General features: G+C 73.5%; 14 protein-coding genes. 5 read left to right on the top strand and 9 right to left on the bottom strand.

All coding sequences use genetic code 11. The annotated features are described in order from the left end of the window. The first annotated feature begins 33 nt into the window (after nt 1-33). The gene (locus Asera_RS00180; RefSeq protein ID WP_030445010.1) at nt 34-477 is read left to right on the top strand and encodes a gamma-glutamylcyclotransferase; all 444 of its coding nucleotides are present in this window, start codon (nt 34-36) and stop codon (nt 475-477) included. A 218-nt stretch (nt 478-695) separates the two neighbouring features. On the opposite strand, the gene Asera_RS00185 is transcribed toward Asera_RS00180, so the two are convergent. Together Asera_RS00185 and Asera_RS00190 are read right to left on the bottom strand one after the other, a co-directional pair. Beyond that, a complete protein-coding gene (locus Asera_RS00185; RefSeq protein ID WP_030445009.1) occupies nt 696-1,943 on the bottom strand; it encodes an amidohydrolase in 1,248 nt (415 codons plus the stop codon). Between the two features lie 397 nt (nt 1,944-2,340). Continuing rightward, on the bottom strand, nt 2,341-3,924 hold the full coding sequence (locus Asera_RS00190) for an acyl-CoA mutase large subunit family protein (protein ID WP_030445008.1): 1,584 nt from the start codon (nt 3,922-3,924) through the stop codon (nt 2,341-2,343). A 504-nt stretch (nt 3,925-4,428) separates the two neighbouring features. Here Asera_RS00190 and Asera_RS00195 point away from each other — a divergent pair. Both Asera_RS00195 and Asera_RS00200 read left to right on the top strand, forming a co-directional pair. Then, the gene (locus Asera_RS00195; RefSeq protein ID WP_051801905.1) at nt 4,429-6,327 is read left to right on the top strand and encodes a serine/threonine-protein kinase; all 1,899 of its coding nucleotides are present in this window, start codon (nt 4,429-4,431) and stop codon (nt 6,325-6,327) included. Between the two features lie 118 nt (nt 6,328-6,445). Beyond that, nucleotides 6,446-8,224 carry a phospho-sugar mutase gene (locus Asera_RS00200; protein ID WP_051801904.1) on the top strand — a complete coding sequence of 593 codons (1,779 nt, stop codon included), beginning with the start codon at nt 6,446-6,448 and terminating at the stop codon, nt 8,222-8,224. A 191-nt stretch (nt 8,225-8,415) separates the two neighbouring features. Here Asera_RS00200 and upp read toward each other — a convergent pair whose 3' ends face one another. Together upp and Asera_RS00210 are read right to left on the bottom strand one after the other, a co-directional pair. After that, a complete protein-coding gene (upp, locus tag Asera_RS00205) occupies nt 8,416-9,066 on the bottom strand; it encodes a uracil phosphoribosyltransferase (protein ID WP_030445005.1) in 651 nt (216 codons plus the stop codon). A 47-nt stretch (nt 9,067-9,113) separates the two neighbouring features. After that, a complete protein-coding gene (locus Asera_RS00210) occupies nt 9,114-9,500 on the bottom strand; it encodes a VOC family protein (RefSeq protein WP_030445004.1) in 387 nt (128 codons plus the stop codon). A 340-nt stretch (nt 9,501-9,840) separates the two neighbouring features. Here Asera_RS00210 and Asera_RS00215 point away from each other — a divergent pair, with 340 nt between their 5' ends. Continuing rightward, the gene (locus Asera_RS00215; protein ID WP_030445003.1) at nt 9,841-10,302 is read left to right on the top strand and encodes an FAS1-like dehydratase domain-containing protein; all 462 of its coding nucleotides are present in this window, start codon (nt 9,841-9,843) and stop codon (nt 10,300-10,302) included. 499 nt (nt 10,303-10,801) lie between these two features. Then, nucleotides 10,802-13,594 carry an AAA family ATPase gene (locus Asera_RS00220; protein WP_211255494.1) on the top strand — a complete coding sequence of 931 codons (2,793 nt, stop codon included), beginning with the start codon at nt 10,802-10,804 and terminating at the stop codon, nt 13,592-13,594. Between the two features lie 87 nt (nt 13,595-13,681). On the opposite strand, the gene Asera_RS00225 is transcribed toward Asera_RS00220, so the two are convergent. The 5 genes from Asera_RS00225 to Asera_RS00245 all read right to left on the bottom strand — a co-directional run bounded on the left by Asera_RS00225 (nt 13,682) and on the right by Asera_RS00245 (nt 18,795). Then, complete coding sequence (locus Asera_RS00225; RefSeq protein WP_157034666.1) at nt 13,682-15,928, bottom strand: MMPL family transporter; 2,247 nt, start codon at nt 15,926-15,928, stop codon at nt 13,682-13,684. A gap of 60 nt (nt 15,929-15,988) precedes the next feature. Next, a complete protein-coding gene (gene fabG / locus Asera_RS00230) occupies nt 15,989-16,693 on the bottom strand; it encodes a 3-oxoacyl-ACP reductase FabG (protein ID WP_030445001.1) in 705 nt (234 codons plus the stop codon). Beyond that, complete coding sequence (locus Asera_RS00235) at nt 16,690-17,634, bottom strand: acyl-ACP desaturase (protein WP_030445000.1); 945 nt, start codon at nt 17,632-17,634, stop codon at nt 16,690-16,692. Before Asera_RS00235 ends, fabG begins: the two co-directional genes overlap by 4 nt. Next, nucleotides 17,631-18,446 carry a guanitoxin biosynthesis heme-dependent pre-guanitoxin N-hydroxylase GntA gene (gntA, locus tag Asera_RS00240; RefSeq protein WP_051801901.1) on the bottom strand — a complete coding sequence of 272 codons (816 nt, stop codon included), beginning with the start codon at nt 18,444-18,446 and terminating at the stop codon, nt 17,631-17,633. Before gntA ends, Asera_RS00235 begins: the two co-directional genes overlap by 4 nt. A gap of 94 nt (nt 18,447-18,540) precedes the next feature. Further along, nucleotides 18,541-18,795 (bottom strand): acyl carrier protein, encoded by a 255-nt coding sequence (locus Asera_RS00245; protein ID WP_030444998.1) that lies wholly within the window; start codon nt 18,793-18,795, stop codon nt 18,541-18,543. Nucleotides 18,796-18,860: the final 65 nt, after the last annotated feature.

Raw genomic sequence — 18,860 nt, forward strand, 5'->3', positions numbered from 1 at the left:
GGATGGGCGTTGGCCCGACTAGTGTTGCCTTCCGTGTCGCTGTATGCCGCGTACGGCTCGAACCTCGATCCCGCCCTGATGCGGGAGCGCTGCCCGCACTCCCCGCTGGTCGGTACCGGCTGGTTGGAGGGCTGGCGGCTGACCTTCGGCGGTGCCGAGCTCGGCTGGACCGACGGCCCGCTCGCCACGATCGTCGAGGATCCGACCGAACGGGTCTTCGTCGCGCTGTACGACCTGCACAAGTTCGACGAGCCGGCGCTGAACCGGTGGGAGGGCGTCGAGAGCGGCCTCTACCACAAACTGCGGCTGCGGGTCGCGACGCTGGAGGGCGACCAGCTGGCCCGGGTGCACGTGCTGCACGGGTACGAGGGCGGGCTGCCCTCGGCGCTGCACGTGCAGCTCGTCGCGGACGCCGCGGTCAAGGCCGGCGCCCCGGACGACTATGTCAAGGCGATCCGCGCCCGCCCCTCCCTCTGACTCACCGCACCGACCGGCCGGCGCGATCGCCACCGCCGCCGTCCACCAACCCCCGCCGGTACGCGGCCGGCGACCACGCACCCGGCTACGACCCGTAGCAACGCTGGTACCGGCGGCTGTACATCGGCGGCTACCGGGCCTGGCGTGCCGCCGGCCGCCCGATCAGCTGATCCCCTCCGCCCCCGGCCCGCCCGGGCCCGGCTCGGCCCGGCGGGCGGTCACAGCGACGGGTCGGACAGGGCGGCCAGGGCGGTGTGCACCAGCACCCGCACGCCGTGCCCGATCGCCGCCTCGTCCACGTCGAAGTTCGGCTGGTGCAGGTCGAGCTGCTCACCGGGCCGGCCGACACCGAGCCGGGCCATCGCGCCCGGCACGTGCTCCAGGTACCAGGCGAAGTCCTCGCCGCCCATGCTGATCGGCGCCTCCACCACGTGCTCGCGGCCGAGCGCGGCGGCCGCCGCGGCACCGAACACCGCGGCCGCCGTACGGTCGTTGACCACCGGCGGCACGCCGCGGCTGTAGTCCACCTCGACCCGGGTGCCGGTCCCGGCCGCGGCCGCGTGCACCAGCTCCTCCACCAGCGCCGGAGCCTCGCCCCACGCCGCGCGGTCGAGCACCCGCACCGTGGCCTCCGCCGTACCCTCGCGCGGGATCGCGTTCGCCGCCTGCCCGGCGTGGACCGCGCCGAACACCACCGAGATGCCCGAGCGCGGGTCGGCCCGGCGCGAGACGAGCGCCGGCACCTCGACGACGATCTTGGCCAGCGCGTGCACCAGGTCGGCGGTCAGGTGCGGCCGGGCGGTGTGCCCGCCGGCGCCGGACAGCCGGACCCGCATCATGTCGGCCGCCGCGGTCAGCGGACCGGACCGGACGCCGACCATCCCGGTCGGCAGCTTCGGGTCGCAGTGGAACGCGAACACCGCGCGCGCGTCGGCCAGCCCACCGGCGGCGACCATCTGCGGCGCGCCGGAGGGGAACTTCTCCTCGGTCGGCTGCAGCAGCAGCCGGACCCGGCCGGGCAGCTGGCCGCGCGCGGCCAGCTCGGCGAGCGCCAGCCCGGCGCCGGTGACGACCGTGGCGTGCACGTCGTGGCCGCACGCGTGGCAGGCGCCGGCCACCGTCGACCGGTACGGCACGTCCTTGACGTCGTCCATCGGCAGCGCGTCGATGTCGCCGCGCAGCGCGATCAGCGGCGTGCCCGGCTCGTCCGGCCCGATCTCGCAGAGCACCCCGTTGCCGGTCGGCAGCAGCCGCGGCGTCAGCCCGGCCGCGGTCAGCACCCCGGCCAGGTGCGCGGCCGTGTTCTGCTCGTGCCCGGACAGCTCCGGATGGGCGTGCAGGTGCCGGCGCAGCGCGACGAGGTCGGCCTGGTGCCGGCCGAGCCAGTCGTCCAGCAGGGCGGGCAGCGGGTCGGTACCCGGCTCGCACGGGGTGGGCAGGTCGGCGCTGAGCGTGGATGCAGTCACGGTCGGATCGTCTCGATCTCGGGTCGACGGACAGTTACGGAACGCACTCTCACCGGGTGTGCGGACAGCGATCCGGCGGTACCGGCCGGATCGGCGTCAAGATCCTGGCGAACGCGAGAATCCTAGACCTGCCCGATCGCACCACGGTGACCGGAACACCGACCGTCCACTCCCTGTCCGGGCCTGGTTGCAGGGAAAATCCCCGAATCCGGACCGAACGCCGGCCGCACCGGCCGGCCCGGGTCACGAGCCCGGCCGGTCGCGCCGGACCGGCCGTGCCGGCCGGCGTCGGGATTCCGCGCGCCGCCCGGCCACCACCGGCTACAACGCCGTACCGGTACGGCTGGTGACGCTGCGGGGTCGCCCGACCGTGCCGCCGGAGGACGACGCCGGCTCGTCAGAACTGTTCGGTCGGGCGGTAGGTACCCCAGACGTCACGCAACGCGTGGCAGACCTCACCGACCGTGGCACGGGCGGCGAGGGCCGCCCTCATCGGTGGCAGCACGTTGTCGGTACCGGCCGCGGCGGCGCGCACCGCGCCGAGCGCCGCCCGTACCGCCGGGGCGTCGCGATCGGCGCGCAGCGCGGCCAGCCGTTTCTCCTGCTCGGCGCCGATCGCCGGATCGACCCGCAACGGCTCGTACGGCTCGTCGTCGTCGGTGGTGAACCGGTTGACGCCGACCACGGTGCGCTCGCCGGACTCGATCTGCTGCGCCACCTCGTACGCGGACAGCTCGATCTGCTGCTTCTGGAAGCCGGCCTCGATCGCCGCCACCGCCGAACCGTGCTCGAACACCTTGTCGATCAGCGCGACCGCCGCGTCCTCGACCTCGTCGGTCAGCCCCTCCACCAGGTACGACCCGGCGAACGGGTCGACGGTGCCGGTCAGATCCGTCTCGTACGCCAGCACCTGCTGGGTGCGCAGCGCGAGCCGGGCGGCCTTCTCGGTCGGCAGCGCGATGGCCTCGTCGTACGAGTTGGTGTGCAGCGACTGGGTGCCGCCGAGCACCGCGCCGAGGCCCTGCACCGCGACCCGGACCAGGTTGACCTCCGGCTGCTGCGCGGTCAGCTGCACCCCGGCGGTCTGGGTGTGGAACCGCAGCATCTGCGCCTTCGGGTTGGTCGCGCCGAACCGCTCGCGCATGATCCGGGCCCAGATCCGCCGCGCCGCGCGGAACTTCGCCACCTCCTCCAGCAGCGTGGTGCGCGCCACGAAGAAGAAGCTCAGCCGCGGCGCGAAGTCGTCCACCGCGAGGCCCGCCTCGATCGCGGTCTGCACGTACTCGATGCCGTTGGCCAGGGTGAACGCGATCTCCTGAACGGGCGTCGCGCCGGCCTCGGCCATGTGGTAACCGGAGATCGAGATGGTGTTCCAGCGCGGCAGCTCGCTCGCGCAGTAGCCGAACGTGTCGGCCACCAGCCGCAGCGACGGCCGCGGCGGGAAGATGTACGTCCCGCGGGCGATGTACTCCTTGAGCACGTCGTTCTGGATCGTGCCGGTCAGCTTCGCCCCCGGCACCCCCTGCTCCTCGGCGACCAGCTGGTAGAGCAGCAGCAGCACCGCGGCCGGCGCGTTGATCGTCATCGAGGTGGACACCTCGCCGAGCGGGATCCGGTCGAACAGGGTGCGCATGTCGTCGATCGAGTCGATCGCGACACCGACCTTGCCGACCTCGCCGTGCGCGATCGGCTCGTCCGAGTCGTACCCCATCTGGGTGGGCAGATCGAACGCGACGGACAGCCCGTGGCCGCCGGCGGCCAGCAACTGGTGATAGCGGGCGTTGGATTCGCGCGCCGTACCGAACCCGGCATACTGGCGCATGGTCCACGGCCGGGAGGTGTACATCGTGGGGTATACGCCCCGAGTGAACGGATATTCACCCGGTGCACCCAGCCGCGCCTCCAGCCCGGCCCGTACGTCGTCCGGGCCGGCCACCGTGGGCAGCTCGATGCCCGACTCCGACCGGTACGCCCCGGTCATCGGGCCGCCTCGCGCCGCCACCTGTCGGGCTGTCGCCACCCCGACGTACCGTGTGGGCCGACCGACGCGCGGGACGGCACGGCGAAACCTGGCATGGCTGCGGTCATGCGCCGATCGTAGGCGCCGCGCCGGGCCGGCGCACCGGCACACGACCGGTGCCGGCGTCGCCGCTGGGCCGCGTGCCCGACGGCTGCCGGATCACCAGGTCCGCCGCGCGCCGGTCACCCCGACTCCGGGCCCGATCCGACCCGGTGTCACGGCCCGATTGACGGAAGGTGATGGCGCGATGGACGGGGTGACCCCCACGCTGCGCGCCGCACGCCGACCGCCCACACTAGGGCGTGTTTCTCAACCCCCGATGGTCCCGAAACACACCCTGGGACGCGGTTCGGAACCCCCGGCGCGCTGCACCCCGAAACACGTCCTGCTGGCCGTTCCGCACCGATGCCCGCTTCGGAGGCCGCCCCGCACCGGGGAGCGGTCGACTACCGGAGGACCCACCTCGTGACCACCCCAGCATCCCTCGGCGGCACCCCCGACCAGCCGCCCCAGGCGCCGAGCGACAGTCATGGCAGTACCGGCGCGGTCATCGGCGGCCGATACACGCTGCACGAGCTGATCGGCTCGGGCGGCATGGGCGCGGTCTGGCACGCCTGGGACGACCTGCTGCGCCGTGACGTCGCGATCAAGGAGGTGCTGCTGCCGCCCGGCATCCCCGCCGACGAGCGCGCCGCACTCTACGAGCGCACCCTGCGGGAGGCACGGGCCGCGGCCAGCCTGTCGCACCCGTCGGTGGTCCGGATGTACGACGTGGTCCAGGACGCCGACCGCCCGTGGCTGGTGATGGAGCTGCTGCAGGCCCGCAGCATCGCCGACATGATCACCCGCAACGGCCCGCTGCCGCCTCGCGCGGTGGCGAAGATCGGCCTGTCCGTGCTGGGCGCCCTGGAGGCCGCGCACTCGGCCGGGGTGCTGCATCGCGACGTGAAGCCGGCGAACGTGTTGATCTGCTCGGACGGTCGGTGCGTGCTGACCGACTTCGGCGTCGCCCGGATCATGACCGACCAGAACGCGGCGCTCACCACCCCGGGCATGGTGCTCGGTTCGCCGCAGTACATCTCGCCGGAGCGGGCGATGGGGGCCGACTTCGGCCCGCCCTCCGACCTGTTCTCGCTCGGCGTCACGCTCTACACCGCGGCGCAGGGCACCCCGCCGTTCGACCGCGGCGACCCGCTGTCGACCATGCACGCGGTCGTCTACGAGGACCCGGAGCCGCCGCGCAACGCCGGCCCGCTCGCCCCGGTGTTGCTCGGGCTGCTGGTCAAGGACCCGGCCCAGCGCTGGGACGTGGACCGCACCCGCTCCGAGCTGCGGGCCGCCCTCGCCGGCCCGCTCGCCCCGGGTGCCCGGCCTGCCCCCGGGGGGTACGCGGCCGGCACCCCGATGTCCGGCCCACCCGGCCCGGCCCCGATGTCCCCCGGCCCGGTCGCACCGGCACCCGCGGCGGGCGCTCCGATGCCGCCGGCCCCGGCGGGTGGTCCGATGCCGCCCGGCCCGATGTCCGGCGCACCGGCGCCCGGAGTGCCCGGCCCGATGTCCGGCGCGCCCGCGCCCGGCATGGCCGGCCCGATGTCCGGCGCGCCCGCGCCCGGCATGGCCGGCCCGATGAGCGGCGCGCCCGCGCCCGGGGTGCCGGGTCCGATGTCCGGGCCGCCGGCGTCCGGCGGCCCGGCGAACCCGATGCGCGCCACCGCGGCCGTGCCCCAGCGGTACCCGGAGCCCGGTTACGGCGACGGGTACGGGCAGCCGCACGCACCGTCCCGCCAGCTGCGGCACCTCGGTCCGTGGCTGGTCGGTGCCGGTGCCGCGATCGTGGTGATCATCCTGGTCGTGGTGGCGCTCGGCGCCGGCGGCGCGTTCAGCCCGGACGAGCCGGACGCGAACCCGACCACACCGGCCGCGGAAGCCGGCGGGCCGACCAAGGCGGTCCAGGATCCGGCCGGGTTCCACACCGCGGTGCCGAAGGGTTGGCAGCAGATCCAGGCCGAGCCGCGCAAGTACTCGGCGCCCGGCGACCGGAACGAATGGATCATGTTCCAGGCCAGCCGGGACGGGGGGAACCCGACGGCGTTCCTGCGCGGCGCCGCGCACGGCCTCAAGGTCGGCAAGAAGTGGAAGAACTACCACCAGATCTCGCTGCACGGCGGGTTGCGGCTGGGCGGGCGCGCGGCCACCGAGCTGGAGTACACGCTTACCGCCAACGGCCAGGAGCGGCACGGCCTGTGGCGGGTCGCGGCGGTCGACGGTCACCTGTACGAGGTGTACCTGTCGGTGCCGCAGTCCTCGTTCGCCAAGGACAAGCAGGTCTACCAGCAGGCGGTGAAGAACTACCGGTTCAACTGACCGCTGCCCCGGCGCCTCCACCTGGTCCGGCCGGAACCTGGTCCGGCCGGAACCTGGTCCGGCCGGGAGGCGGGCCGGCGAGACCGGGCGACGGGACCGCGGCCGGACGGTTGGCCGGATGCGGCAGGATGGTGCGGTGACCGCGGAGATGACCGAGCAGCTGCGTGCGCGCGCGACGGCGTGGCTCGACGACGACCCCGACCCCGCCGACCGGCAGGAGCTCGCGGCGCTCCTGGACACCGGCCCGGCCGGCACGGTGGAACTCGCGGACCGGTTCGCCGGGCCGCTGAGTTTCGGTACCGCCGGGCTGCGCGGCCCGCTGCGGGCCGGGCCCAACGGGATGAACCGGGCCGTGGTCCGCGGCGCCGCGGCCGGGCTGGTCCGCTGGCTCGCCGCCCGGGACGCCGCCGGACCGATCGTCATCGGCTACGACGCCCGGCACCGCTCGCACGAGTTCGCGGTCGAGACCGCCCGGGTCGCCACCGGCGCCGGCCGCCGCGCCCTGCTGCTGCCCGGCCCGCTGCCCACCCCGGTCCTGGCGTACGCGGTGCGCGAGCTCGACGCGGCCGCCGGTGTGATGGTGACCGCGAGCCACAACCCACCGCAGGACAACGGCTACAAGGTGTACCTCGGCGCCGCGCTCGGTGGCCCGGGCGGCGCCGGCGCCCAGCTGGTGTCGCCGGCGGACGCGGCGATCGAGGCGACGATCCGCGAGGTCGGGCCGCTGACCGAGGTGCCGCTGGGCGAGCCCGGCGAGGTACTCGGCGACGACCTCCTGCAGCGCTACCTGGACGCCGCGGTGGCGGTGGTCGACCCGGACGCGCCGCGCGCGCTGACCGTGGCGTACACGCCGCTGCACGGGGTCGGCGGCGCGGTGGCGGCGGAGGCGTTCCGCCGGGCCGGGTTCGACGCGCCCGCGGTCGTCGCCGAGCAGGCCGAACCGGATCCCGACTTCCCGACCGTGGCGTTCCCGAACCCGGAGGAGCCGGGGGCGATCGACCTCGCGGTGGCGCTGGGCGCGTCGACCGGGGCCGATCTGGTGATCGCGAACGACCCGGACGCCGACCGGTGTGCCGTCGCCGTACCCGACCCGGCCCGGGGTGCCGGCCCGGACGATCCGGCCGGCTGGCGGATGCTGCGCGGCGACGAGGTCGGCGTGCTGCTCGCCGACCACCTGATGCGCCGAGCCACCCCCGGGGTGTACGCGACGACGATCGTGTCGTCCTCGCTGCTACGGGCGCTCGCCGAGGCCCGCGGCGTGCGCTACGCCGAGACGCTCACCGGGTTCAAGTGGATCGTCCGCGCCGGCAGCGTGCCCGAGCCGAGTCTGGAACGGCCACGCTCCCCGCTCGCCGACGCTCGCCGCGAGGCTCCCGGACCCGTCACCGACACCGACACCGACCTCGCCTTCGGGTACGAGGAGGCGCTCGGCTACGCGGTGGCGCCCAGGCTGGTGCGTGACAAGGACGGGATCACCGCCGCGCTGCTGGTCGCCGAGCTCGCGGCGACGTTGCGCGCGCAGGGCCGTACCCTGGTCGACCGGCTGGACGAGCTGGCCGCCGAGTTCGGCCGGTACGCGACGGACCAGCTGTCGGTGCGGGTCACCGACCTCGCCGACATCGGCGCGATGATGTCCCGGCTGCGCGCGGCGCCGCCGGACACCCTGCTGGACCACAAGATCACCGTGGACGACCTGCTGCCCGACGCCGACGTGCTGCGGCTGTCCGCGGACGGCCTGCGCGTCGTCGTCCGCCCGTCCGGCACCGAGCCGAAGCTCAAGGCGTACCTGGAGGTCGTGGTCGCCGCCGACGCCGACCCGGCACCGGAACTCACCCGGCTGCGCGCGGAGATCTCCACCGCCCTCGGCCTGATCAGCCCGGGTGGTCCCACGGGCTGATCAGCTTCGCTCCGGTCCCCTCGACGCGGTCGACGCGGGCCGGCGAAGTTGATCAAGGGGTCGGGACACTCGGTGCTGGGCCTTCGTGTACGAATCCCTTGATCGACGACCGCCCACCGGCGCTGCCGCGGGTGCCGGCGCAGCCCACCGGTCCGGCGGGCGACTCGTCGGTCGACGTACCGCCGGATCCGTCAGGACTCGGTACCGGCGGCGAAGCGCGGCATGCCGCCGAACTGGCGGTCGCCGGCGTCGCCGAGGCCCGGGACGATGAACGCGCGGTCGTTGAGCCGCTCGTCGATCGAGGCGGTGACCAGCCGCAGCGGCAGGCCGCTGGCCTCCAGGCGGGCCAGCCCCTCCGGCGCGGCGAGCACGCACACCACGGTCATGTCGGTGCACCCGCGGTCGGCGATCAGCTGGCAGCAGTGCGTCAGCGAGCCGCCGGTGGCCACCATCGGGTCCAGCACGATCACCGACCGGCCGGTCAGGTCGGTCGGCAGCGACTCCAGGTACGCGCGGGGCTCGAAGGTCTTCTCGTCCCGGGCCAGGCCGACGAACCCCATCGACGACTCGGGCAGCAGCCCGAGCGCCGAGTCGGCCATCCCGAGTCCGGCTCGCAGCACCGGGACGAGCAGCGGCGGGGCGGCCACCCGTACGCCCTGGGTGGGCGAGACGGGGGTGTTGATGTCGAAGCGCTCGACCGGCAGCTCCCGGGTCGCCTCGTAGACCAGCATCGTGGTCAGCTCGCGCAGCGCGGCCCGGAACGTGCCCGGTTCGGTCAGCACGTCCCGCATCGCGGTGAGTCGGGCGGCGGCCAGGGGGTGATCAACCACGGTGACGTCCACGCGGACAACCTAGCGGCCCGGCGCCGGCCCGACGGTACCGCCTCCGGTCAGTCGGAGTCCTGGGAGATCTCCCAGACATAGCCGGCCGGGTCGGCGAAGGTCGCGGTACGGATGCCCCAGGCCAGGTCCGCCGGCGCGCTGAGCAGCGTCACGCCGCGCCTCTGCAACTCGGCGGCCGTCTCGTCCACGTCCTCCACCGGCAGCGCGAGCTGGCCGACGCCGATCCTCGCCAGGGCGGCCTGGTCGGTGGGCGACGGCTGGTGCGCCGGGTCGGACCGCAACGCGAGGTAGAGGTCACCGAGCTGGTAGATCAGCGTGTCGGCGTCCTCGTCCAGCGGTGCCAGGTCGAACGTGTCGCGGTAGAACCGCTTCATCGCCGCCAGGTCGTCGACCATCAGGTTCAACGCTCCGATCCGCTTCGCCCACTCCGCCATCGCACGCTCCTTCGCATCGTCGTGGTGGTACCGCATCGTCGTGGTGGTATCGACGGGTGGACGACGCGGCGGCGACGAACTCATCGGTTCGGCCGATGTCGTGCGGGGGCGGGGATCTGGCACGATCCGGTCACGTCGGGCGGGATCGGCGTCGGCGGGAGTGCGACCGCGATCGGCCACGATTACCATGTGCCACGCATCGCGGCGGACGATGCGGCGGCCGGTGTCCGGCCGGCCCCACGCCGGGGCGCCCGACGCGCGAAGCAGCCGACCGGTCCGCGATGAACCGAGCTGCCCGGCGCGCGAGGCAGCCGACCGGTATGCGAAGAAGAGGAACGAGATGCAGCTCAACGTGAGCCTGGCCGGTCGCAGCTACCCGCCGACCGAGCCGTACGAGGTCAGCCGGGAGCACATCCGGATCTTCGCCGAATCGCTGCACGACACCAACCCGCTCTACCTCGACCCGGCCGCCGCGCGCGCCGCCGGCTACCGGGACGTGCTCGCCTCGCCGACGTTCCTGACCGTGCTGTCCGAGCGGGCCGAGCGCGCGCAGGTCGCGGCCGACACCGAGCTCGGGCTGGACTACAGCCAGACCGTGCACGGCTTCCAGCGATTCGTGCACCTGCGGCCGGTGCACCCGGGCGACGTGCTCAACCTCGAGGCACACATCGACGACGTCCGCATCACCGGCGGGATCGGCCTGGTCACGGTCAGCTGCCGGGTGTTCCGGGACAGCACCGAACACGTCGCCACCATGTACTGCACGATGGTCGAACGGCCCGTCGGTGTGCCGCTGAGCTGACCGCCGCGGGCGCGACCCGGACCCCGGGTCGCCGTTCCCGGGACTCTCGGCCCTGGCGCGATCGGCGCAGGGCTCGGCGGAACCGGCTCGCGCGCGATGCGCAACCGGGCCCGGATGACAAGTTCTTGCCGGCGACGGCGACCGGGGCCGAGAAACGACCCGTGGTGGACGAGACTCGACGACGTCCCAGAGTCCACGCCGGGAGGTCGCAGACCACGACTCGTCACACGAAATCCTGGGGAGAACCGGCGCCGGTTCGCGCGGCGCGCCAACGGTTCGACGGCCCATGCCCCGGGCCGCCGACGCCGCCGTGGCCTCGTCGCACGCCGGACCGGGCACGAACCTCGTACCGCGCCTGCCCGTCCTGGCGGCCCACCGCCGCGACGCCGCGGTGTGTGCGGGGCCGGCCGCCGCGATCGCCCCGCCTCTCGGACCCATCGAGAATCGGAGGTACGAAACCATGTCGCCGGTCAGCCCAGCCGGAGCGCGCGAACCGCTGGTGGAACGGGTCGAGGAGCTCGACACGCTCAAGGTGTGCGTCGAACGGCTGCTCGCGGGGTCGTCCGGCCTGCTCGTGATCGAGGGCAGTGCCGGCGTGGGCAAGACCTGCCTGCTGGCCGCCCTGGTGACGCTCGCCCGGCGGTCCGGCGCCCAGGTGCTCACCGGTTCGGGCGGGCCGAGCGAACCCGACATGCCGCTCGGCCTGCGCAGCCAGCTGTTCGGTCAGGACGGCCGCACCGAACCGGCCGACATGCAGCCGGAACGGCTCGCCGCGGCGTTCGACGCGCTGCACGGCAGGCTGGTCCGGCTGGCGGGTACCGGACCCGTGGTCATCGCCGTGGACGACGTCCATCTGCTCGACGAACTGTCGTTGCGGTGGCTCGGTTTCCTCAGCCGGCGACTCGGTGAGCTGCCGGCGATCCTCGCCATCACCGGCCGTACCGACGAGATCGCGGCCATGTCGTCGGACGCGCAGACCGACCTGCGGTACAGCCTGAACGCGACGACGATCCGGCCGGCCGCGCTCAGCCGGGCGGGCGTAGCGGCGGTGCTGCGGTCGCGGCTCGGCGCACCGATCGACGACGATCTCGCCGCCACCGTGCACCGGATGACGTCGGGCAACCCGCGGTTCGTCACCGAGGTCTGCCAGACCTTCGTCGCCGAGAACCTCGAACCCGGCGCCGTGGACCTGGCCGCGGTACGGCAGCTGGCACCGCCGGGCGTGACCCGGTACGTGCTGGGCCGGTTGCGGCGCAACGACCCCACCACGGCGGCCGTGGCCCGCGCGATTGCCGTCGTGGGCGGCGGTACCTGCGCGTCGATGATCGCGGCGATGTGCGGCATGGAGCGCGATTCGGTCGCTGACGTCATCGCCGAGCTGGCCCAGCTCGGCATCCTGCGGGCCTCCGAACCCGCCACGTTCGTGCACCCGGTCGTGCGCAACGCGCTCTATGCCAGCCTGCGCTCCTCGGAGCGCCAGCAGTACCACCGCAACGCCGCGGCGCTGCTCACCGAGCAGCACGGCGACCCGGCCCAGGTGGCGCGGCACCTGCTCGCCGGCAACCCGGCGATCGACCCGGACATGATCGACACCCTCTGCCGGGTCGCCGTCGACCTGATCGCGCGGGGCGAGCACGCCCTCGGTACCGAGTGCCTGCAGCGGGCGATCCACGGATCCATGTCACCGACGCACCGCGGCCGGCTCGCGCTGAAGCTCGGTTCGGCGCTGGCCGTGCACCATCCGGCGAGCGCGATCGCGCACCTGCGGCACGCGAGCATGGTGGTACGCCAGCCGGATCAGGTCAACGCCGCGCACCGGGCACTCAGCGAGGCGCTCGCCGGCGACGGCCAGGTGCTGGAGGCCATCGAGGTACTCGACGAGTGCGCGACCCAGCTCGCCGGGGTCCGGCCGGAACTCGCGACCAGGGCCCGGGATTCGGCCACCCTGCTGTCCCTGCTGCACGCCGACACCGCCCGGGAGGCCCGTTCCCGGCTGCCCACCGACCGGCCCCGCGGCGACGCGGCGCGCACCGTGCTCGCCACCGCCACCGCGGCGCTCGGGGCGGCCTGGGCCGGCAACGACCGGGAGTACTGGGTCCGTGCGCTCGCCGGCGTGGTCGACTCCAACGCGCTGACCAGCCTGCAGCCGATCGAGTGCATGGCGGTGGTGCTGCCGCTGCTGTACGCCGACCGGCTGGACCTGGCCGACCGGGTGCTCGGTCGGCTCGACGACGAGGTGACCGGCGCGGTGGCCGAGATCGCCGCGCTGCGGTCCTGGGTGGCGCTGGCCCGCGGGCACGTACCGGCGGCCGCGGACCAGGCCCGGCGGGCCGCCGCGGCGGTCGACGACGGCAAGGGCATCCCGCTGTACACCGACCACCGGTCGGCGCTGATCGTCACGCTCACCGAGCTGGGTGAGGCGGACGAGGTCAACCGGATCATCGACCTGACCGCGCCGGCCGACGAGCTGCCGCCGCACTGGCGGTACACGCAGCTGCTCGCCAGCCGTGGCCGGATCCGGGTGGCCAGCGGCGAACTGCACGCCGGGCTGACCGACCTGCGCGAGTGCGGGCGCCGGCTGACCGAGTTCGGCGTGACCAACCCGGCGGTCAACCGCTGGCGGTCGACGACCGCCCTCGCGCTGGCCCGGGCCGGTGAGCCGGGCCGCGCCCGCCAGCTCGCCGACGAGCAGCTGCGCGACGCGCGCCGTTGGGGTACGCCGCGGGCGATCGGCCTGGCGCTGCACGTTCGTGGCCTGGTGGCCGACGAGACCGCGGACCGGGCCCGCTACCTCAGCGACGCCGTCGACCGGTTGCGTGACTCCCCCGGGATGCTGGAACTGGCCCGGACGCTGATCGATCTCGGCGCCGCACAGATCGACTGCGGTACCGCCGCGCCGGCGCGGGACCTGCTGCGCGAGGCGCTCGATCTCGCCCAGCGCTGCGGCGCGGTGGGGCTGACCGACCGGGCCCGGCGGGAACTGGTCCGCAGCGGCGCCCGGCCGCGCCGCCGGACCGAGTCCGGGCTGGGCTCGCTGACCTCGGCCGAACGGCGTACCGCGCTGCTCGCCGCGCGGGGCCAGACGAACCGGGAGATCGCGCAGCAGCTGTTCGTCACGCAGCGCACGATCGAACTGCACCTGACCAACACGTACCGCAAGCTGCGGGTGGCCGGGCGGGCCGGGCTGATCGCGCTGCTCGCCGAGGAGGCGGTCGAGCCGACACCGCTGCCCGGCCCGTACCCGGTGCCGTCGCCGCGAGAGGTGCACCGCTCCGACGGCCCGGCCGCCTGAACGGCTGCCGGGAACCGCGATCGAGGCCCGCAGCCCCGGCACAGCGGTCCCGGCATCGCCTCGCCGGGGCGATGCCGGGACCCGTGTTCAGTGGTGACCGAGGCCGATCCGGTCGCTGAGCCGCCGCATCCCGGCCGGCGACCACCAGGCCGCGCGGCCGGTCAGCCGCAGGAAGATCGGTACCAGTACGCCGCGGATCAGGGTGGCGTCCACGACGATGGCGAGGCCCGCACCGATGCCGAACAGCTTCGCCACCGACACCCCGGACATCGCGGTGGAGAAGAAGGTGATCGCCAGGATCACCGCCGCCGCGCTGACGATGGAGCCGCTCATCCCGAGCCCGACCCGGACCGCACCGCGCGGATCACCGGTCGACTCGTACGTCTCCTTGATCCGGGACAGCACGAACACCTCGTAGTCCATCGACAGCCCGTACGCGACGCAGAGCACCAGCACCGGCATCGACACCGCGATCGGTGACGGGGTGAAGTTCAGCGGCCCGGACAGGTGCCCCTGCTGGAACACCCACACCAGGATGCCGAGGATCGCCGTCAACCCGAGCGCGTTGAGCAGTACCGCCTTGATCGGAACCAGCAGGCTGCCGGTGGCGAGGAACAGCAGCACCATCGTGACGAGGATGGCGAGCGCGATCGCGAGCGGCAGCCGATCGGTCAGCGCCGAGTCGATGTCCAGCAGCTGCGCGGACATGCCGCCGACCCGCACCGTCCGGTCGCCCGGTACCGGCGTCGCCCGGACCGCCTCGGCGAGCTTCTTCCCGTTGTCGGAGTAGGGCGTCACGTCGTTGAGCACCTGCAGGTAGACCGCGTCACCGGTGTGCATCGCGGCCGCCTGGCCGGGCGCCGGCCGCGCCACCCGCGCGCCGTCGGCGTACCGCCCGGTGGGCGCGTTGACCGCCACCACGTGCGGCAGCCGGGACAGCGCGGTCGCGTACCCGTCGAGCGCGGTGCCGTTGGCGTCGCCCAGCCACCGGTCGGTGGTGACCGCAACCGCGCCCTGCTGCTCGGCGGCACCGGGGAACTGGGTACGGATGGTCTGGCTGGCCTGCCGGCCCTCCGACGACGTCGGCAGCACCCGCTCGTCCGGCACGTTGAGCTGGATGGACCGCAGCGGGGAGGCGGCGACGACGAACATCGCCAGCGCGACCAGGCCGAGGATCAGCGGTCGGCGCATGCTGATCCCGGCGATCCGGCCCCACAGCCGGCGCTGCGGTTCCCGGGCCGGCCTGCGGCGCCGGATCGACCACTTGTCGACCCGGTCGCCGAGCAGCATCAGCGCCGCCGGCAGCGGCAGCAGCGCACCGATCGCGGCCACCGCCACGACGGTCACCCCGGCGAACGCGAACGACCGCAGGAAGTCCTGCTTGAACACCAGCATGGTGAGCAGCACCGCGGCAACGATGCTGGCGCTGAACAGGACGGTACGCCCGGCGGTGCGCATGGTCGTCGACAGCGCGGCGGCCTTGTCCAGCCCTCTCGCCCGTTCCTCCCGGAACCGGGACACGATCAACAAGCTGTAGTCGATCGCCAGGCCCAGTCCCAGTGCGGTGATCAGGTTCAGCGCGAACACCGAGATCGAGGTCAGCCGGCCGAGCCCGTCGAGCACCGCGAACGAACCGAGGATCGCGAACACGCCGATGAACAGCGGCAGCAGCGCGGCGATCACCCCGCGGAACACGAAGAACAGCAGGATCAGCGTCAGCGGCAACGCCACCAGCTCGGACATCCCGAGATCGGCGTTGAGCTGATCGCTCATGTCGTTGTTGATCTGCAGGATGCCGCCGAACGTGACGTGCACCCCGTCCCGGTGCCCGGCGAGCTTGTCGTGCAGCTGCTTCGCCGCCTTGCCTGAGGCGTCGTCGTCCCCGGCGACCCGGGCCAGGACCAGCCCGTACGAGCCGTCCTTGCCGACCATCGTCGGGTCGGTGCCGCCGACGTACGAGCCGACGACGGTGACCCCCGCGTGCGCGCGCAGCGTGGCGACGATCTGCCGGCCGGCGCGCTGCGCGTCGGTGCCGGCGATCTTCCCGTCGTCCGCTCGGACCAGCACCGACAGGTTCGGTTGGGTGGCCGGGAAGTGCCGGGACAGGACGTTGGTGGCGGCCACCGAGTCGGAGGCCGGGTCGTCGAAGCCGCCGTTCTTGAGCAGCGCGGTGGCGCTCCCGGCGAGCACCACCCCCGCCACCATCACCAGGAACGCCAGTACGAGGATCAGCCGCGGCCGGCGCAGCGCCAGCGCCAGGCGCCGCCGCACCGGACCGCCCACCGGGGGGTCCGCGGTACCGGTGTCGAGCTGACCGGACGAGATCACATTCACCTGCTGGCTCCATTCGACGAGTGTGTTGCCCTACCGGGGCCCCCACGGAGGGTGGGCGAGTCAGTGCCCCATGCCCATGCCGCCGTCCACCGGTACCACCGCACCGGTGATGTACCCGGCGTCCTCGCTGACGAGAAACCGCGCCACCCGGGCGATCTCGGTGGGCGAGGCGGCCCGGCCGAGCGGGATGCCGGCGAGCGCCGCGGTCCGTTGCCGGTCCGACAGCACCGCGGTCATGTCGGTGTCGACGAACCCGGGTGCCAGCGCGTTGGCGGTGATGCCGCGGCTGCCGAGCTCCCGGGCCAGCGACCGCACGAAGCCGACCATCCCGGCCTTCGCCGCGGCGTAGTTCGTCTGCCCGGCGGCACCCTGCAACCCGACGACCGACGACACCGCGAGGACCCGGCCGTAGCGGGCCTTCACCATGCCCCGCACCACCCGGCGGGTCACCCGGAACGTGCCGGTCAGGTTCGCGTCGAGTACCGCGGTGAAGTCGTCCTCGGACATCGTGGCGAGCAGCGTGTCGCGGGTGATGCCGGCGTTCGCGACGAGGACCTGGACCGGCCCGTGCCGGTCGGTCACCGTGGCGAGCGCCGCGTCCAGCGAAGCCGGATCGGTGACGTCGCACCGTACTCCGAGCAGGCACGTCGGCGGTTCGCCGGAGCGGTAGGTGATCGCCACCCGGTCGCCGTCCGCCGCGAGGGTCCGCGCGATGGCGAGGCCGATCCCCCGGTTGCCGCCGGTGACCAGTACCGACCGGGTCACGAGCGGCTCCGCTCGCGTCGCGCGTTGCGTTCCGCCCGGCGGGTGACGAACCGCTCCGCGGCGACGTCGACCTCGCGCAGGAACTCGGCGAGCTGCTCGCGCGCCTGCTCCGCGGCCGGCGGCAGGTCGGTGCGGTCGAACACCTTCCAGTACCGCAGCACCGGCATGATGACCGCGTCGTGGTGCAGCCGCAGGTCGTAGATGCCGGCGTTGGCGATGATGGCGGAGTACCGCAGAAAGTCCGGCTGCCCGGCGCCGGGCATCTCGAAGGAGAGCACCACGTCACGGATCGCGCACATCATCGCCTCCGGGGCGAGCTCCAGCGCCGCCTCGACCAGGTTGCGGTAGAAGACCATGTGCAGGTTCTCGTCGGCGGCGATCCGCGCCATCAGCTGGTCGCCGATCGGGCAGCCGGTCTCCCGGCCCGCGTTGCGGTGCGACACGCGGGTGGCGAGCTCCTGGAACGACACGTACGCGAGGTTCTCCAGCAGGCCCTGTGGCCCGTCCTCGATGCCGGCGCTCATCAGCCGCATCCGGCGCCGTTCCAGGTCGACCGGGTCGACGCCGCGGGTGACGGTCAGGTAGTCGCGCATCGCGACCGCGTGCCGGTTCTCCTCCGCGGTCCACCGGTCCAGCCAGGTCCGCCACGCGGCGTCCCGGCCGAACGCGGTCGCGATCACCCGGTGGTACGAGGGGAGGTTGTCCTCCGTCAGCAGGTTCACGATCATCGCCGCCTTGGCGACGGGCGTGAGCCGGGACTGCTCGGGTGCCCAGTCCTCGCCGCCGAGGAACGCGAAGTTGCGGCCCTCGCTCCACGGCACGTAGTCGTGCGGGTTCCAGTCCCGCGCGACCGACAGGTGCCGGTCGATGTTGGCCGCCACCACCGGTTCGAGTTCGCCCAGAAGGCCGCGTTCGACGGTGGGGTCGAGGATCCGGGTCATACCAAGCCCTCCTCGGCTTGCTGCGTGCTGCTCTCGGTTGCCTGATCGGTCGGCCGGAACGGGCAGGTCCAGTCGTCCTCGACCAGCCGACCGGAGTACATGACGGTCTCCGGGCGCTTCGCGTCGAACTGCCGGAGACTCGGGTTCTCGCTGCCCTGCACCCGCCGGTCCCGCATCCGTACCGTCTGCTGCATCCGCGGCATCACCCCGGCGTCGCGCAACAGGTCGAACTGGGCGTGCGAGTTGAAGATGAGCGTCGGCCACGCGGTCCGACGGGCCCACCGGGACGCGCCGGGATGCATGCCGACGATGAAGAACGCGCGTTCGGCGAAGCTGAAGGAGAAGCCGTACTCGGTCGGGTCGGTACCGACCTCGGCATCCCAGCGGCTGTGCCGCACGTCCAGCTCGTGCAGCAGCTGGAGCTGGCGCCACAGCAGGTCCTCGAACCCCTGCTCGGTGGCGGTGCACGGGCCGTCGAACGCGGCCACGAACGAGGCGTAGCGGTCCGGCCGGATCGGGAACTCGGCCACGAACTCCCACAGATCGCAGGCGACCGCCGCGGCGGCGTCCTCGGTACCGAGTCGCGGGTAGCAGCCGAACCGGTAGTCGCCGCGGCGCATCGCCGAGCGCGCGACGACGCACGGATAGGTCTCCGACAGCGCCATCGACCGGAACGTCTCGTGCACCATCGTCGCGGCGGCGTCCGCCGGGCCCTCCGCCGGCTGCAGCCGCATCAGCCGCTTGCCGCGCATCCCGTGGTACGAGCGTCGTACGTCCCCGCCGAGGTACGGGTTCGCTGCGCGATCCTGCATCACGTCGCCCCTCTGCAACGGTGTGTTCGGGTGCGGCCCGCGGCCCCGGGCCGTCCTGCCGGCTGTCCGGACGGCCCGGGCCACGCACCGGCGGTCAGGCCGGGGTCGGCGCCACCGCGTGCTCGATGAAGTCCACCAGGTCGCCGACCGTGTGCAGGCCCGTCATCGCGTCGTCCGGCAGCTCCACGCCGTACTTGTCCTCGATGGACACCACCACTTCCACCATCGACAGCGAGTCGATGTCCAGGTCGTCGCGCAGCGACTTCTCCCGGGTGATCTCACCGGCCGCGGCACCGCCGAGATCCTCGATGACGGCGGCGAGGTGGGCCAGGATCTCTGAGTCGGACATTGCTCCTCCTTGAACGCGGGCGGCCTCCGGCCGCCACTCTGAGAGTTCGGAAAGTCGGTTCGGCG

It is taken from the genome of Actinocatenispora sera, assembly GCF_018324685.1.
Classification (GTDB): domain Bacteria; phylum Actinomycetota; class Actinomycetes; order Mycobacteriales; family Micromonosporaceae; genus Actinocatenispora; species Actinocatenispora sera.

Excerpts from the sequence above, each read along its gene's own strand:
- Asera_RS00235 (WP_030445000.1), bottom strand. The coding sequence starts at position 17,634 with ATGACCCGGATCCTCGACCCCACCGTCGAACGCGGCCTTCTGGGCGAA.
- Asera_RS00245 (WP_030444998.1), bottom strand. The coding sequence starts at position 18,795 with ATGTCCGACTCAGAGATCCTGGCCCACCTCGCCGCCGTCATCGAGGAT.
- Asera_RS00190 (WP_030445008.1), bottom strand. The coding sequence starts at position 3,924 with ATGACCGGGGCGTACCGGTCGGAGTCGGGCATCGAGCTGCCCACGGTG.
- Asera_RS00210 (WP_030445004.1), bottom strand. The coding sequence starts at position 9,500 with ATGGCGGAGTGGGCGAAGCGGATCGGAGCGTTGAACCTGATGGTCGAC.
- Asera_RS00215 (WP_030445003.1), top strand. The coding sequence starts at position 9,841 with ATGCAGCTCAACGTGAGCCTGGCCGGTCGCAGCTACCCGCCGACCGAG.
- Asera_RS00200 (WP_051801904.1), top strand. The coding sequence starts at position 6,446 with ATGCGGCAGGATGGTGCGGTGACCGCGGAGATGACCGAGCAGCTGCGT.
- gntA (WP_051801901.1), bottom strand. The coding sequence starts at position 18,446 with ATGCAGGATCGCGCAGCGAACCCGTACCTCGGCGGGGACGTACGACGC.